Consider the following 14,899-nt stretch of genomic DNA (forward strand, 5'->3'; position numbering starts at 1 on the left):
ATTTCTAAGGGGAGGGTGGAGCTAGGTTACACCCCTAATCTAGTATACTTAGTATAGTTTTAGGTGATACCAATAATACTCATTTAGTGTAGTTATACCTTATTTGCATATATAGCATGGCAAATGGGGGTATCGCGCGGTCCTCATGTATCTTTTGTCGCTTGTACTGATCACATCGCTTGCAGGCCAGCACCCACAGGGATGGTTCGTGGCTTGAGGTCTGCAAGAGATGTAAACAACTGTCTTCTCAATCCTGCGGGCCCTTGTAGGAGCGGCCTTGTGTCGCGATGGGCTGCGCAGCAGCCCCCAAGGTTTCAAAGCAGACGCATAATTGCTGGGGCTGCCTTGCAGCCCATCGCGACACAAGGCCGCTCCTACAATTGACCGCGTTAACCGATCGACCGGGAGTTGGGTTGCCGGCGATGGGCAGCGTGGCAACAGTCGTCAGTGTGGTCATGCATGCGCCGAATTTGTACTGGTAAACAAGGTCGAGGGTAACCGTACCAGGTTTCTTTCAAGCACTCAGGGTACAGGTGCAAATGGCTGGCCTGATATCCAAGTCGCGGTAGCCAACAGTCCAAAAGGCAAGGCAACGCATCTGGCACCAGGTCGGCGCTTGTGATGGTAAGCGAGCGATGGATCAGGACAGATTATCTAGACCAGGGAGCTTTCCCTGGTCCCAAAGTGCCTCACTCGTGGTCCGGTGACCAAATATAGACTAGCGCATAATGAGTATTATGTTAAATGACGTATTTGGAATTGCCCGTCCGTATTCTGTCCCCATTCGTCTATCAAGCCCCCACGCTTCCACAAGCTCGCAAAACCAGGCCGCCATGGTCTCACTGGCTTGAGACATCTCATTTTGTACAGAGCCTAGAACTCCACCTTGCCCCGACCCGCCTTGACAGTGCTGCGCCTGGCTTTTCCTTCGAGGCGACGGGTCTTCGAGCCAAGGGTCGGCTTGGTGGGACGGCGTTTCTTCTCAGTCTTGCCGGCATTGATGATCAACTCGGCAAGACGCGCCAGTGCGTCAGCACGGTTCTGCTCTTGTGTGCGGTATTGTTGTGCCTTGATGATCAACACGCCGTCGCCGGTGATGCGACTGTCACGCAGCGCCAACAGCCGCTCCTTGTAATACTCGGGCAGCGACGAGGCGCGAATGTCGAAGCGCAGGTGCACGGCGCTGGACACCTTGTTTACATTCTGCCCACCTGCGCCTTGCGCGCGGATGTATGTCAGTTCGATGTCGGCATCTGGCAGATGCACGTTATTAGAGATGGTCAGCATGGCATGGCCCTTGTGATTCCCCTCCATTATCCAGGGTCGCCAAGCAATCCGGGAAGTCTGTTCGATCCGAGAGACCGAGGCTCAAAGATGGCTATTTGATGGTATTCTGGCCGCTAATACAATCTGGCGCCGCTGGTCATACTCACTTCCGGGTGCCTAGCCATTACCCAATGGATCGAACATGCTTAGAGTGGTTGGTGAAGAGATAGACATCCGTTCCGCGATCAACAGATTCAATTCCTCTTACCATGAAGACTTTTCTTGGGTGAGGAAAATTTCAGCAGCCTACCTGACTGCACTCACGACGCAAAACGCCACAGCGCTGGCCGACGCGCTTCGAAGTGCTTTGATGAACTGGGGCGCAGGCGCGAGAAAGGCTCCGATGCTGCACCTGCCTTCTCAAGCTGCAGCAAGGCTTTGCGACCCGAACCTACACGCTAAGCTTGTCCGTTTTGACAGTCACCAACTGCGTGGATTCGCACTGTCATCCGCGGATAAACGGATCTTCACCACCGGAGGGCTTTATCAGTCAGCGGCTCATTTTGATGCAGATCTGCTCGGGGTCTTGAAGATGCTGGCCGAGGCTCTGTTCGTTAATAACACCAATGTCACTTACCCCATGAAAGCATTACTGCTGATAACGGGATTCATGCCAGCATTGGATAGCCAGGTAAGAAAAGGATTACAGCACGCGGGTTTTCAAGGATTCAGCAGTTCTCGCTACCTGCTCCCCAGCGACACCCAAAAAGCTGCCGGACAAAAGCTCTGCAGGCTACCCTTCACGCTTGGTCAATGCTGGGAGCAAAACAAGGAGCTATTGACTGAAGCCGTTTTGAAGAGCGATCACCCTGCCCTTCAATTCGAGCCTGGACGGGTCTTCGACATCCTGCTCTTCATGCAGCAAGATCCGAACAGGAAGCTCATCGCCGTTTAAGCGTATGCCCACATCCGGCTCAGACGTAAGACACCCACTGATGTGAAGGCGGCCGCGTTTCGCGAACCGCCGCGGGTGGAATGGAGTCAGCGCACCATACCCAGTTCGGCATCGTCCATAAGCGCCTTGGCCAACGCGCTCAGGTAATGCGCAGCCCAGATCATCATCGGCTTTTCATCCATCAACCCGACAATCGTCAGTTCCCGCACGTACCCCATCAATTCCGAAGACTGCTCCCGAGCGCTCTTGCAAGGAATGCCAGCTTCGATGCGAAACAGCGGATGGGTCTGGTTTTCACCTTGGTAGAACGTGGTCTTGCCTACGGTGGTTTTCTCGTTCGATTCGTCAGTAGTCAATTGCTTATTACCTTTATGAGTGCGCCACCTGACTGCTGTCAAACAGAAGGGTGGCAGCTGTACGTAGGTTGACAGACCGGCGGAATAAGCAAGTTCCGGCGCACGCAAGCGTGCCCCACGCACAGCCACCATAAAGGGAAAGCCGAATGCTTAAACCGTTACGGCCTGTCAAAGCCGTGTCACTGATGAGCAGCGACAGGCCCAGACTAGAGCCCTGCCAGGGCACCCGCAACGGAAAATAGGCGGCAACAGTATCTTTGGGAAATGCCCTACAAGAAAGCGAAAAAATCTGATTTTTCGAGGCTAGTTGTAATCAATGAACAACGAAGGATTCATCATCACATCAGGCAATAGAATTCCCTAACCTCTGCCACAATCTCTCCCTTCGCATCATAAAGCCTCGCCTCTGGCGTCATGGCCATGGAGCGGGCCTCGAGCACGTAGCGCTGCCCAGCCTTGAAATGCTCGTAGTCGAGGGTCAGGTAGCATTGCCTTACCGTGGTACCTCCCATCAGGCTGATGCCACCGCCCCCATTTACTTCGTAGTCGAACCTGACGACCAATTCATGGCTGCCGGGGCTGACCTCAAAGAAGCGCCCGTCGCGCAGGCGTTGTTTATCCAGGCGTTCGGCCAACAGCACACGGTCATTCGGGAATGGCGTCGAGAGATCGACCCAAGCCATCTGTGGGTTGGCAGTGGGCATCGGCGCCTGGCAACCCGCCAATGCAGCGATCGCGAACAACAGTGTCAACTTGCGCATGGGTAGTTCCCCAAAGGCTCCTGGGCTCACTATTCAGGATAACGCCGACAAGTGTCGATGTGCGCATGAAGGGACGACCGAAGCCCCCTCCTTCGCCTTCATGCTGATACTTGGTTCACGCAGCCCCTTCTCGTATGATCGTCGCAATCTGATCTGGAACGGATTTCGTGAAGTCGTTACCTGGAAATGTCCCAATTACCCCGGTTGCCCCCAAGGACGTGAAATGGAACGTGGGCGAGGCTGCCAACCAGCTCTCATGGGACGACCTGCGGATCATCAAAACGCTCAGTGAGTGTGGCAATCGCGCTGCCACGGCCAAGAAGCTCGGCATCAACGTGTCCACTGTCTCCCGCAGGGTCTCCCAGGTTGAAAAAACACTTGGCGTAGCCTTGTTCGATCACCGCAAATCAGGCTATCTGCTCACCATCGAGGGCGCGGAATTGCGTGCCCTCGCCGAGCGCGTGGAGCTGGACATCGTCAGCGTGACGCGGCGGGTCTCACGTGCCGGCCAGGGGCCACTCGGAAAGCTTCGTATCACCACCAGCGACTCACTGCTGCTTTACTTCCTCACCCCCATCATCGCGGACTTCAAGGCCCTCAATGAAGGCATCACGATCGAGGTGCTGGTGGGCAACGAATCACTGAGCCTTGCGCGAGACGAATCGGATATTGCGGTTCGGGCGACCAGGAAACCCGCCGAAAGCCTGGTGGGCCGCAAACTGGCCACAATCGCCTGGGCTCCCTACGGCAGCAGCAACCACACATCGCCTACTCCTCTGTTCACTGAAGGCCAGGCATGGGTTTCCTATTCCGCGGCGCTACGCGGGCTCAAGGCAACGAGCTATGTCGAAAACAGGGTCGCTGCCGAGTGCATCTCGTACCGCACCGATTCGGTCGCGGCGGCTAGTGTTGCAATCGCGGCAGGCCTGGGGGTGGGGTTTTTGCCCTGCATGAGTGCGGGTCACTCAGCGCGTGAGCCAAGTACCGCTTTGCAGGCGATTTCGATCAGCTGTGGGCGCTGGGCAAGCCTCGAGACGCCGATGATGTTGCTGGCGCATTGAGGCCGTTCCGTGCCGTAGGCGGCCTTGCGCACCTTGCCGACCACGGCAAAGGCCGCGTCCATGTCCAGTACGTAGAGCGTCTCTTCCACGACATCTTCAAGCGTCGCGCCATACAGCGCGAGCAGCTTGGCGATATTGTCGTAGGCGGCGCGCATCTGATCCCCCATCGAAGAGAAATCACAGGGCCTGCCGTCACGATCCAGGGGTGCCGGCGCGACCAGGTTGCCTTCTTCGTCATGATTGAACTGGCCCGATACGTAGATCTCGTCCCCTACCCGCCGTGCCTGCGGATACCCGTAAGAATTCTCCCACGGAACGCCCCAATAGGCGGTTTGTTTGTTGAGTGGTTGTGAAGCTGCCATCGCTTTCTCCTGGCGTAAACCGGATCAGGTAGATCCGCGTTTGCGTGCGAATCCTAGCAGCAGGATGAACAAGCGAATGGCGCATTAATGCGCTCCTGAGAGCGCAAAGGTGCGCCATTGATCCGCTCTGCGATTCGCTATCTTGTGCTCGGACTCAAGCAACGGGCATCACTGAGGACGTCATCCAGTGCCTCAGCACAGTCTGCAGAAGGCAGGCGCCGTGACTTGTGCGATGACCATCATCCAGCTGACAGGGAACAAGAATGAACAATCCAAAAACTGAAGTACTGACCCCATTCAACAGCCAACTGATCTTTATCGATCAGCAGCCACAGATGGCCTTCGGCGTTCAGAGCATCGATCGCCAGACCCTGAAAAACAACACCGTAGGCCTGGCCAAGGCAGCCAGGATCTTCAATGTGCCCACCACCATCACGACGGTCGAGACTGAAAGCTTCTCTGGGCACACCTACCCCGAGCTGCTCGCCGTCTTCCCCGACGCTCCGCTGCTGGAGCGAACCTCCATGAACTCCTGGGATGACCAGAAGGTGCGTGACGCGCTCAAGAAAAACGGGCGCAACAAGATCATCGTTTCCGGCCTGTGGACGGAGGTGTGCAACACCACCTTCGCGCTGTCGGCGATGAACGATGCCGGCTATGAAATCTACATGGTTGCCGACGCCTCCGGTGGCACCACCAAGGAAGCCCACGACTACGCCATGCAGCGCATGATTCAGGCAGGCGTGATTCCGGTGACCTGGCAACAAGTGCTGCTGGAGTGGCAGCGCGACTGGAAAAACCGCGACACCTACGATGCCGTCATGGAACTGGTGAAAGAACACTCCGGCGCCTACGGCATGGGTGTCGACTATGCCTACACCATGGTGCACAAAGCACCAGAGCGCGTTCAGCACGGCCCAACCCTGGCCCCGGTTGCTGCCGCTGTCTGACCATTGCCAGCCCCTGCATCCAGGGGCTGTTCATTGACCCGCTGATGGGTACGCCGGCTGGCTGAGCCAGGCCATCGAATCGAGCGTTATCGTCTGTAGCCCGCCCGAGGCTGCAGTGGCCTGCTCTGTCCACTCGAAACGTGCGTGCCCACTTCATTGATTAATGGATTTGTATGAACAGCGATCACTGCACTGTGCTGGCGACTGTCGCACTGAAAACGACCGGGCTGCTCAAGCCCTGGCAGGTCACGACTGCCAAGAGGTTGATGCTGGAGAACCTGGACACCGGCATAACTGTTACGGAACTCGCCCAAGCCTGCTCGCTGTCGCGTAGCCATTTCACACGAATGTTCAGGGATACCCTGCATGTGCCCCCGCAGCAGTGGATGCGTGAACAACGGTTGCGCAAAAGCAAGGAACTACTGGGGGGCTCGGGAATGATGCTCGCTGAGATCGCACTGGAGTGCGGTTTCTGCGATCAGTCCCACTTCTGTCGCACATTCGTCAAGGCCGAGGGGATGTCGCCGCAGGCTTGGCAGCGACAGGCGTCCATGCTGGCTGAGCCTTTGCTCAATTAGGGAGCACATTTGTACTCCTTCGATGCCGCCCTACCCTCATGGTCAAGGCAGTCGCTACCAAGAGCATCATCCCACTGGCGATGAAGGTCGCCTGGTACCCAACGCCGTCATAAAGCACCCCACCTAAGGTCGCACCTACAGTAATCGCCAGTTGTATCACCGCGACCATCAGGCCTCCCCCGGCCTCGGCGTCCTCGGGCAGCATCCTGGCCAGCCAGGTGAACCAGCCCACTGGCGCACAAGTGGCAATCAAGCCCCAGCCACCAAGCAGCACCGCCGTCGGGACGACCCAGGAACCTGTCGAAATCACAGCGAATGCGATGACGGCCATGAGCAGTGGAATACCGGGCAGCACTCTGAACAGATGGCGGCCTACGAGCGAACCTACCATCATCGTTCCCACCAGGCCCGCAACGCCGATGATCAGCAGAAGCAGCGACAACGTGGGCACGTCCACCTGTGTCACGGTTTCCAGGAATGGGCGAAGGTAGGTGAACAGCGTGAACTGCCCCATGAAGAGGAATGCAACTGCAGCCATGCCAAGCGCAACCTTGCTGTCCAGCAGCAAACGCAGGGATGCGGTCGCCGAAGCCGTACCACGCTCGCCAGGCATCGCCGGCAGCGTGAAGGCCTGCCAGATCAACGCAATTGCGGCCAAAGGTACGACGCAGAAGAAGGCCCCTCTCCAGCCGATCAGGCCGCCCAGGTAACTGCCGACCGGGGCCGCGATCGCCGTGGCCAGCGCAGTACCGCCCTGCATCACGGCAATGGCCTTGGGAACGAGGGCTTCAGGTGCGATACGCATCATCACTGCGGTGGACATCGACCAATATCCACCAATGGCGATCCCAAGCACGGCCCGCCCCAACATCAAGGTCGGGTAGTTCGGGGCAAACGCCACCATTGCACCGGAAACCAGCATTAGCGCCGTGGTGGCCAGCAGGACAGGTTTTCGATCAATACCCTGCGTCAGGGTGGACAGCAACAAACTGGTGACTACGGCGAAGAAACCCGAGATCGAAATGGCTTGACCGGCCTGGCCTTCGGTAAGCGACAAATCAGTGGCAAGTGGTGTAAGCAGGCTCACCGGCAGAAATTCGGACGCTACCAGGGCAAAGGCGCAGAGTGACATAGCCAGCACGGCGCCCCAGACCTGCCTGCTGGAATGTGAATGTTGAAGGGGGATCGCTGAGCTGGTCATGGTGGTTCTCGTGCAGCAGGTTATGAAAAGCGGGTGCCCTCGCGTTACTCGAGCACTTTGGCAACATTGCCTGCCGCCCATCTTCCTCGCGAAAAACGGTGTATCAGTAGATCAAACGACCAGTTTTCTTGCCTGATTCTCCAGACCCTGTCGACGGGGCATGGACAGCGTAAGTTACGCACGAGTAGTGTCTTTCCAAGAGATGACCTGAGGCTTCCTATGTCCGCCACCACACAACCGACCTCACACGCGCACCCGATGGCCACGCTGTGCAAGGTCATCGGCGCGCACGCGCCAACGGCTGGCGATTTCGCGACACGCATCGCAGACCTCAGCGTCTATCGACGCAACGCACCGGCCCCACCGATCACCTGTATCGTCGAGCCAAGCATCGTGCTGGTCGTGCAGGGCGCCAAGGAAATGGTCATCGGCGGCGACGTGTTCCCTTATGACTCGACCCGGTTCCTGGTCACCTCGCTGAACATCCCTGCCCATTCGGCAGTGACGATGGCCAGCGAAGGCGCACCTTGCCTGGGCCTGGTGTTCAAGCTCGATCTGCGCACACTGGCAGAGTTGATCGCGCAAGACGGCCGCCTGCCGGCGGGCAGCCAGTCTGTTCACACAAGCGCCGGCGTGGGTTTGCTAAGCCCGAAGCTGCAGGAGAGCTTCAGCCGACTGATCGAGCTTTTGGAAGAGCCTGATGCGATACCCGTGCTCTGGCCGCTGATTCAGCGAGAAATCCACTATCGGTTGCTACAGAGCGACCAGGCGCCCCTGCTCCGCTACATCGCCTCGGTCGGCAGCAAGGGGCATCGAATCGCGAAGGCCATCGACTGGCTGAAGCTGAACTACGCCGCGCCGTTGCGGGTAGATGAATTGGCCTCTCGGGTGCAGATGGGGCTTTCAACCTTCCATCAGCACTTCCGCCAGCTCACCGCGATGAGCCCGCTGCAGTATCAGAAATGGTTGAGGTTGAACGAGGCGAAACGGCTGATGCTCAATGAACACCTGGATGCTGCCACGGCAGCCTTCAAGGTCGGCTATGAAAGCCCTTCGCAGTTCAGTCGCGAATATGGGCGGCAATTCGGTACGCCGCCGAAACGCGATATTTCGGAATTGCGCCTGGGTGCAGAAAGAATGGAACAGGGCGACTGCCTTCCTTGGCCTTTGACTACGAAATAGCTTCACTTGCGGGCATGCGTGCCTTGCAACAATCTTCTGGCCTGCGCGGGTCCTTGTAGGAGCGGCCTTGTGTCGCGAAAGGGCTGCGAAGCAGCCCCGGCAATTGGTGCATCTGCGCTGAAACCCTGGGGCTGCCTTGCAGCCCTTTCGCGACACAAGGCCGCTCCTACAACAGCTGACCGCGTTGCGCTGCCATGGCTTTCTGTCAGGCATCGACAGCCTGCTGCAGCCCTCCTCCGAGCGGCAATTCATACGATTTCTTCACCGTACGCACCACCAACGTCGAGGAATAAGTGCGAATCGGAATATCCCGGTAAGTGTCGAGAAACCGGTAGATATAGTCGGTGTACTCGGTGGCATCGCGAAACTTGGCAACCATCACGAAGTCGAACTCGCCCGTCATCAGGTAGCAGTCCTGAATCTCCGGGTGGCTGGCCAGGATGTGCTGCATCTTACGGTCAATGTCGTTGCTGTCGCGGTCCAGCTTCACCAGAAAGAAGGCAGTCACCTGAATGCCAAGCTTGCGCTCGTCCAGTATCGCGACCTTGGCCTTGATGATGCCTGCGCTCTCCAGGCGCCTGATACGCCGGTAGCAACTGGTGGAAGACAGCCCGACGCTGTCACTCAGCAACTCCAGATTCTGGCTGCAATCCTTTTGCAGCTTTCCCAGAATCTTCAGATCCATGGCGTCTGTCATTTTTCACGTGTCTTCCTTGAAAAACTGCAATGAATCCGCCGCAAGGACGCGCCAATTTGCACGATTCCCTGCGTGCCAGCTCTTTACCATCAACTGAGCTTAGCAGCCCGCCTGCGGGGCGCATGAGAGGGACCTTATGATCATCGCGAAACCGACATGGGCCGCGGACATTCACGGCCTTTTTACAGCTCCCTACTGGATCCCCGCTGCGCAGCGCGCGGCCGTGGCAGCCTCCTGGACCGGGTGCATGAACGCCTATTTCGTCTACCTGGACGACCCCGAGTCGGTCAAAACCTGGTCTGAAACCATCTACCAGCACCTGGCCTCGCGCAACATGCCGCTGACCCTCGACCAGCAACAGTTCTGGCCGATCGATGCCCTGGAAACCTTCAGGTTGTGGGTCAACCAGGGCTGGCGCCTGGACGCCGATTCTCCCTTCGATCTGGCCGAACGCATCCCGCCACCAGACCTGCCCCAATCGGTCAGGCGGGTGAGAAAGGACATCCGCGCCCTGAGCCTTGAGGAACTGAACCTGTACCGCGCCCGCCTGGACGACGTGATGCAGGTGGGCGACCCCGACAGTGGCTCGCCCTGGCAACGTTACGCCTACATCCACACCAACTGGTGCCTGCATTACCAGGAGGCGTTTGCCCTCTGGCACCGGGCCTACCTGTTGTACCTGGAACAACTGATCGACTGTGCCATTCCCTACTGGGACTGGATGGCCGAAGATGCCAGCGTCGACGGCAGCCCGCAGGCCGGCCTGCCCCAGGCGTTTCTCGATGAAACCTATGTGCACCCGCACACCGGCGAAACCCGGCCCAATCCCCTGCGCTACGCGGCCGCCAAGGACGGTTGTTCCAAGGTGTGCGCCAGCGGCGCGGCCAAGGGGGTGGACTGCCGCTATGTGCAACGCGACCGGTTGTTCTACACCCACGGTGACGACTCGCGCTCGGATCGCGCCCGTTTGTACGGCATGAGCCGGATTTTCCAGCAACAGGTGGTGGATGCCCTGAAGTTCACCACCTTCAGCCAACCACAGGGTGTGCCCGGTTATCCGTGGGCCAACATCCCGGTGTTCGACCCGCCCCAGAAGGACAGCCTGTACCCCAATCGTGCCCTCAACTTCGACGGCCTTTACGAGCAACCCCACGACAACTATCACGGCTGGATCGGCGGCGACATGGCCGACAACGCCTACACCGCCTTCGACCCGGTGTTCTGCTCCTACCACGCCAACATCGACCGCATGCTCGAGGTCTGGATCAGGGCCAACCCCGGGGCGCAATTCACCACGCAGTGCCTGCTCCAGCCGTTCTCCGGCCACGACGCCACGCAGCTTACCTTCACCAGCGCCGACGCCTGGCGCTACACCACCATCGGCGACATGGCCCAGGACAGCCGGCACATCGGCTACGACTACGGCGTGCCGGTGGCCCCACAGTTCGGCGCGCCCAAGGCGGCCACCGGCGCCTGCTGCAAGCACAGCGCAAAAGCCGGGCCTGCCGCGGGCAACGCCGCAGGGCCCGGGCCGTGGGTGGTGTTCGATCATGTGCGCTGCACCCATGACACCTATCTGATCGATGTCTTTCTCGACCAGCCCGACGCTGCCACGCAGCACGTCAGCGCCGACAACCCCCATTACGTGGGGCGCTTCAGCCGTATCGGCATGGGGCTGGTGGACGACAAGGGCCGATGCATCACCCACGGCGTGTCCCGCGCACTGAATGCGGCCCGCAACGCCGCTGCGCTGGGCCTTGCCCGCGGCGATGCGGTGCAGTTGTCGCTGGTGGTGACTCACCTCGACAGCGGCCGCGTGCTGACGCCTGACGAATACACGACCCTGCCCGGTTTCATCGCCCAACTGGTGTGGGACGACCCGCGCCAGACCCTCGCCGGCCCGCCCCCGGTCGCCGGCTGCTGCTCTGCTTCCACCTCACGCACACCAGGAGAACCGACATGAGCACGCCCTTCAAGCAGTTCACCTCTCCCGCCGGCCAAGCCCCCAAGGACTACAACAAGCTGGGCCTGGAAGACCAGTTGCCGCAGTTTGAAACCGACTGGAACAACAACCTCACCGGCTGGACCGAATCGTCCATCATCGGCAACCCTTGGTCGGGCCTGAACGACGCCCCCCGCTCGGGTTACTACAACCCGCTGGTGGAAGGTTTCGGCGACGTGACCGCCCCGGCGATCACCTGGGCGCCCTTCCCCAACCGGCTCTGGACGTTCTTCTACAACAACGGTGCGGCGGTCATTCCCCAGTTGGGAGGCAAGGCCATGACCCTGGACCAGGTGATGGAGTTGACCGACCACGGCCAGATCACCCTCGACAACACCCTCTACATGCTCTACGACCCCAACAAACAAGGTACCGTGCTGCAACTGCCGGCCAAGCGCTGCCCGAGCATCGACTGGAACGGCAAGTACACGGCGTTCTCGCCTTCCGGCCCACGGGGCTGGCTCGACGAGTACTGCGAGTGGTCGATCGTGCGCGATGCCAACGGCAACATGCGCAAGATCACCTTCACCTGCGAAAACCCCGCGTACTTCCTGACCATGTGGCGTATCGACCCGAACGCAGTACTGGGCCTGTACCGCGACTACATCGACCCGAACGTGCAACTCGAAGACCTGTACCTGCGCTACACCGCCGACGGCCCGACCGGCAAGGCCGGTGACCCGGTCATCGACCCCACCACCGGCAAGCCAGCCTACGACACCGTCAACAAATGGAACGCCGGAACGGCCTGTGTGCCCGGCCAGTTCGGCGGTGCGATGCACCTGACCTCCGGCCCCAATACCCTCAGCGCCGAAGTGTACCTGGCCGCCGCCGCCACCATCCTGCGCCCGGTAAGCAGCAGCCAGAACGCCCAGTCGTTGATCTGCTGCGCGCAGTACGGGCAGAACTATCGCAACTCTGATCCGCACATCGGTTTCATGGCCAATACCACGGCGGTGAACAACCGACTGTCGCTGACCAACCCCATTGGCCTGTACTTGCAACAGCCCACCGACTTCAGCGCCTGGAAGGGCCCGCAAGGCCAGGACGTGAGCCAGTACTGGCGCATCACGCGTGGTACTGCCAAGTCGGCTGCCAACGGTTCCGACCAGATCCTGCAGGCGGTGTTCGAGGTGCCGGAAAGTGCCGGCTTCTCGATCAATGACATCACCATCAACAACCAGAAGGTCAACTATGTGTGGGTCATCGCCCAACAACTGCTGGTCGGCCTGAGCGTCACCGTCAAGCCGCTCAGCGCCACGCCTCAAGCATTCCCATGCGTGCAGGACCGGGTGGCCGGCCTGCAACCCTGGCCAGTGCAACTGCTGCCGCTGGACCTGTTCTATGGGCAATCCCCAACCGACCTGCCCGCCTGGCTTGCACCGGGTAGCAGCAACCAGTTCGTGCTGGTGGTGCAAGGCGCCGACCCGACTACCACGGCGCAGAATGCCAGGGTGCAATTCTCCAACCCTGGGGTGACGGCGCAGGTCACCCAGTACCTGCCCGACGCGTCGGCCATTCCCGGCCAGACCAACTCGGGCGGCACCCAGGCCTACATTCTGACCATCACGGTCAGCCCCTCCGCAGCACCCGGCCTGATGACAGTGCGTGCCCTCAACCCGGGTGAAGACGTGAACGTGAGCGCGACAGACCACCCTTGGGAATCTGGTCTGGCGCTGGTGCCTGGCGCCTGAGCCACGCCAGTCACGCCACTTACGCCCCTCTACCGCCGCACCTTCGGGTGCGGCTTCACAGCTTGCAAGGAGCGCAATGATGTCCAGGTCACGCTTGAGTCTTCTGTCGCTGCTGTGCGGCATTCTGCTGTGCCTGTCGACGCTGCAACCCGCCACGGCGGCCACGCTGTCGGACGCCGATACCTGTGTGCAGCAGCAATTGGTATTCAACCCGGCCAGCGGGGGATTCCTGCCGGTCAACAACTTCAATGCCACCAGCCAGGCGTTCATGAACTGCTTTGGCTGGCAGCTGTTCATTGCCTTGAACTGGCCGGTGAACCCCGGTTGGCCGGCCACCGCCAGCCTGGCGGGCGAGCCCGACATGCAAAGCACGCTGGCGCAGTTCGGGGTCCCTTCCGCACCGGGTCAACCCATGAGCGTGGCCCCGGTATGGGCCAGCTACAAGGACGCCAACGACATCTTCCTGCCCGGTGCCCCCACGCCCACCGGCTGGGGCGTGCAAACCCTGGTGCCATCCGGCTGCAGCACCCAGGGTAGCCTCAAGGCACTCAAGGTCGGCGCACGCAAGTTCATGAACGCCACCTCCGAAGGCGCGATCAATGCCTTGCACGGTTTCCACCTGTCGACCGGGACAGTTGCGTCCATTCCCGACCCGGTCATGGAGGCGTCCGGCGGCTGGCTGACGGACCAGGCGGGCAAACTGGTATTTTTTGAGCGCAAGGTGGGCAAGGCCGAGTTCGACTACATCGTCGACAAGGGGCTCTACGACGCTGCCAACCAGTTGAAGGTCGCGCAAAACCTCGACGGCCAGACACCGGAGGGCCTGTCGCTGCCCATCGGCGAACCGATGCGCTCACTGCCGACCTCCCCAGTGCCACAGGAGCAACTGGGCGCGATCGAGCTCAAGGCCGCCTGGCGGGTGCTGACCGGCAAACCCGAGCTGTTCGGGCGCTACCTGACTACCGTCGCCTGGCTCAAACGCCCCGACACGCTGGAGTGTACCCAGGAGGTGGTGGGACTGGTGGGCCTGCATATCATCAACAAGACCCAGGCTTCGCCCAACTTCATCTGGACCACCTTCGAGCAGGTGGACAACGTGCCCGAACCGGCCCAGGTCCCGCCGCAACAAACCCCGCCGAACGGGTTTGCCTTCAACAACCCTGACTGTGGCAACGGCCCCGAGTGCACACCAAACCAAGCCCGTATCCAGTGCAAGCAAACGCATCCCGACAAGGACTGCACCGATCTCTTCCCACGCGACCAGCCGGTACAGACCACCCGCGAACACCCCGTGCCCGGCGACCTGCAAGCCCTGAACAGTGCGGTACAAGCCAACTTCGCGCAGCACAGCCAAGGCAAGTCGGTGTTCCAGTACTACAAGCTGATCAACGTACTCTGGACCCTCGCCCCCAATCCGCCCAGCCCGGAACCGGGCGCCAACGCGCAGGTGCCGTTGTCGTACGGGCCGTTCATCAGCCAGGGCAATGTGCCGGTGGCCAACACCACCATGGAGACCTACGTGCAGGGTGACGACTGCAACCAGTGCCATCAGTACGCGACGATTGCCGGCAGCCCTTCGTTGGCCTCGGACTTCTCCTTCCTGTTCAACAGTGCAGGTTCCGCCAGCAACAAAAGCCTGATCAAAAGCGTCAAGGCTTTCGAAACCCTCAAGGACCGCCCCTGAACCGCAAAAGGGGCGATCACCGATCGCCCCGAACAGGGGTTCGCCTATCGCGCTTTGCCCTTCAAGTAGGTGCCTGGCCTCACACCAAAATTTCGCACCCTTGAAATTAATGCGTTTAGTCAGCTTGCCAAATATTCCTTGCACACCGCG

At 59.8% G+C, this 14,899-nt stretch carries 14 protein-coding genes; 8 read left to right on the top strand and 6 right to left on the bottom strand.

All coding sequences use genetic code 11. The annotated features are described in order from the left end of the window. Window positions 1-873 precede the first annotated feature (873 nt). The gene (gene arfB, locus ACGLHT_RS26995; RefSeq protein ID WP_274121097.1) at window positions 874-1,287 is read right to left on the bottom strand and encodes an alternative ribosome rescue aminoacyl-tRNA hydrolase ArfB; all 414 of its coding nucleotides are present in this window, start codon (window positions 1,285-1,287) and stop codon (window positions 874-876) included. A 181-nt stretch (window positions 1,288-1,468) separates the two neighbouring features. Between arfB and ACGLHT_RS27000 the strand changes: the two genes are divergently transcribed. Beyond that, window positions 1,469-2,221: a hypothetical protein gene (locus tag ACGLHT_RS27000; RefSeq protein WP_274121098.1), complete on the top strand. Its 753-nt coding sequence runs from the start codon at window positions 1,469-1,471 to the stop codon at window positions 2,219-2,221. 86 nt (window positions 2,222-2,307) lie between these two features. Here the strand turns inward: ACGLHT_RS27000 and ACGLHT_RS27005 are convergent, their stop codons facing one another. Then, complete coding sequence (locus ACGLHT_RS27005) at window positions 2,308-2,577, bottom strand: DUF3077 domain-containing protein (protein WP_085704741.1); 270 nt, start codon at window positions 2,575-2,577, stop codon at window positions 2,308-2,310. 338 nt (window positions 2,578-2,915) lie between these two features. Then, complete coding sequence (locus ACGLHT_RS27010) at window positions 2,916-3,338, bottom strand: hypothetical protein (protein ID WP_075045247.1); 423 nt, start codon at window positions 3,336-3,338, stop codon at window positions 2,916-2,918. Between the two features lie 218 nt (window positions 3,339-3,556). Between ACGLHT_RS27010 and ACGLHT_RS27015 the strand changes: the two genes are divergently transcribed. Beyond that, on the top strand, window positions 3,557-4,399 hold the full coding sequence (locus tag ACGLHT_RS27015) for a LysR family transcriptional regulator (RefSeq protein WP_274121112.1): 843 nt from the start codon (window positions 3,557-3,559) through the stop codon (window positions 4,397-4,399). Here the strand turns inward: ACGLHT_RS27015 and ACGLHT_RS27020 are convergent. Further along, entirely contained in the window at window positions 4,300-4,761 is a 462-nt protein-coding gene (locus tag ACGLHT_RS27020; protein ID WP_023663225.1) for a Rid family hydrolase, read from the bottom strand. The genes ACGLHT_RS27015 and ACGLHT_RS27020 overlap by 100 nt on opposite strands. Window positions 4,762-5,024: 263 nt before the next feature. Here ACGLHT_RS27020 and ACGLHT_RS27025 point away from each other — a divergent pair, with 263 nt between their 5' ends. Continuing rightward, window positions 5,025-5,711, top strand: a complete 687-nt coding sequence (locus ACGLHT_RS27025) for a hydrolase (protein ID WP_003258732.1) — start codon at window positions 5,025-5,027, stop codon at window positions 5,709-5,711. Window positions 5,712-5,884: 173 nt separating this feature from the next. Further along, window positions 5,885-6,289 (top strand): helix-turn-helix domain-containing protein, encoded by a 405-nt coding sequence (locus ACGLHT_RS27030; RefSeq protein WP_085589795.1) that lies wholly within the window; start codon window positions 5,885-5,887, stop codon window positions 6,287-6,289. Here ACGLHT_RS27030 and ACGLHT_RS27035 read toward each other — a convergent pair. Then, window positions 6,282-7,490, bottom strand: a complete 1,209-nt coding sequence (locus ACGLHT_RS27035; RefSeq protein WP_274121099.1) for an MFS transporter — start codon at window positions 7,488-7,490, stop codon at window positions 6,282-6,284. The two genes, ACGLHT_RS27030 and ACGLHT_RS27035, sit on opposite strands and share 8 nt — an antisense overlap. A 219-nt stretch (window positions 7,491-7,709) precedes the next feature. On the opposite strand from ACGLHT_RS27035, the gene ACGLHT_RS27040 reads away from it, so the two are divergent. Further along, window positions 7,710-8,672, top strand: coding sequence for an AraC family transcriptional regulator (locus ACGLHT_RS27040; RefSeq protein WP_274121100.1), 963 nt, complete (start codon window positions 7,710-7,712; stop codon window positions 8,670-8,672). Window positions 8,673-8,877: 205 nt separating this feature from the next. Here the strand turns inward: ACGLHT_RS27040 and ACGLHT_RS27045 are convergent, their stop codons facing one another. Beyond that, window positions 8,878-9,357: an Lrp/AsnC family transcriptional regulator gene (locus ACGLHT_RS27045; protein ID WP_003258733.1), complete on the bottom strand. Its 480-nt coding sequence runs from the start codon at window positions 9,355-9,357 to the stop codon at window positions 8,878-8,880. Between the two features lie 148 nt (window positions 9,358-9,505). Here ACGLHT_RS27045 and ACGLHT_RS27050 point away from each other — a divergent pair, with 148 nt between their 5' ends. The 3 genes from ACGLHT_RS27050 to ACGLHT_RS27060 all read left to right on the top strand — a co-directional run bounded on the left by ACGLHT_RS27050 (window position 9,506) and on the right by ACGLHT_RS27060 (window position 14,749). Beyond that, on the top strand, window positions 9,506-11,332 hold the full coding sequence (locus ACGLHT_RS27050; protein WP_274121102.1) for a tyrosinase family protein: 1,827 nt from the start codon (window positions 9,506-9,508) through the stop codon (window positions 11,330-11,332). Continuing rightward, window positions 11,329-13,065: a hypothetical protein gene (locus ACGLHT_RS27055; RefSeq protein ID WP_274121103.1), complete on the top strand. Its 1,737-nt coding sequence runs from the start codon at window positions 11,329-11,331 to the stop codon at window positions 13,063-13,065. The genes ACGLHT_RS27050 and ACGLHT_RS27055 overlap by 4 nt, the downstream gene beginning before the upstream one ends. A gap of 79 nt (window positions 13,066-13,144) precedes the next feature. Further along, the gene (locus ACGLHT_RS27060; protein WP_274121105.1) at window positions 13,145-14,749 is read left to right on the top strand and encodes a hypothetical protein; all 1,605 of its coding nucleotides are present in this window, start codon (window positions 13,145-13,147) and stop codon (window positions 14,747-14,749) included. Window positions 14,750-14,899 lie beyond the last annotated feature (150 nt).

Origin of the sequence: Pseudomonas sp. PsB (assembly GCF_043658375.1) — a bacterium.
Lineage (GTDB): Bacteria > Pseudomonadota > Gammaproteobacteria > Pseudomonadales > Pseudomonadaceae > Aquipseudomonas > Aquipseudomonas putida_Z.

Excerpts from the sequence above, each read along its gene's own strand:
- ACGLHT_RS27030 (WP_085589795.1), top strand. The coding sequence starts at position 5,885 with ATGAACAGCGATCACTGCACTGTGCTGGCGACTGTCGCACTGAAAACG.
- ACGLHT_RS27035 (WP_274121099.1), bottom strand. The coding sequence starts at position 7,490 with ATGACCAGCTCAGCGATCCCCCTTCAACATTCACATTCCAGCAGGCAG.
- ACGLHT_RS27045 (WP_003258733.1), bottom strand. The coding sequence starts at position 9,357 with ATGGATCTGAAGATTCTGGGAAAGCTGCAAAAGGATTGCAGCCAGAAT.
- ACGLHT_RS27010 (WP_075045247.1), bottom strand. The coding sequence starts at position 3,338 with ATGCGCAAGTTGACACTGTTGTTCGCGATCGCTGCATTGGCGGGTTGC.
- ACGLHT_RS27050 (WP_274121102.1), top strand. The coding sequence starts at position 9,506 with ATGATCATCGCGAAACCGACATGGGCCGCGGACATTCACGGCCTTTTT.
- ACGLHT_RS27040 (WP_274121100.1), top strand. The coding sequence starts at position 7,710 with ATGTCCGCCACCACACAACCGACCTCACACGCGCACCCGATGGCCACG.
- ACGLHT_RS27060 (WP_274121105.1), top strand. The coding sequence starts at position 13,145 with ATGTCCAGGTCACGCTTGAGTCTTCTGTCGCTGCTGTGCGGCATTCTG.
- ACGLHT_RS27055 (WP_274121103.1), top strand. The coding sequence starts at position 11,329 with ATGAGCACGCCCTTCAAGCAGTTCACCTCTCCCGCCGGCCAAGCCCCC.
- ACGLHT_RS27025 (WP_003258732.1), top strand. The coding sequence starts at position 5,025 with ATGAACAATCCAAAAACTGAAGTACTGACCCCATTCAACAGCCAACTG.
- ACGLHT_RS27020 (WP_023663225.1), bottom strand. The coding sequence starts at position 4,761 with ATGGCAGCTTCACAACCACTCAACAAACAAACCGCCTATTGGGGCGTT.
- arfB (WP_274121097.1), bottom strand. The coding sequence starts at position 1,287 with ATGCTGACCATCTCTAATAACGTGCATCTGCCAGATGCCGACATCGAA.
- ACGLHT_RS27000 (WP_274121098.1), top strand. The coding sequence starts at position 1,469 with ATGCTTAGAGTGGTTGGTGAAGAGATAGACATCCGTTCCGCGATCAAC.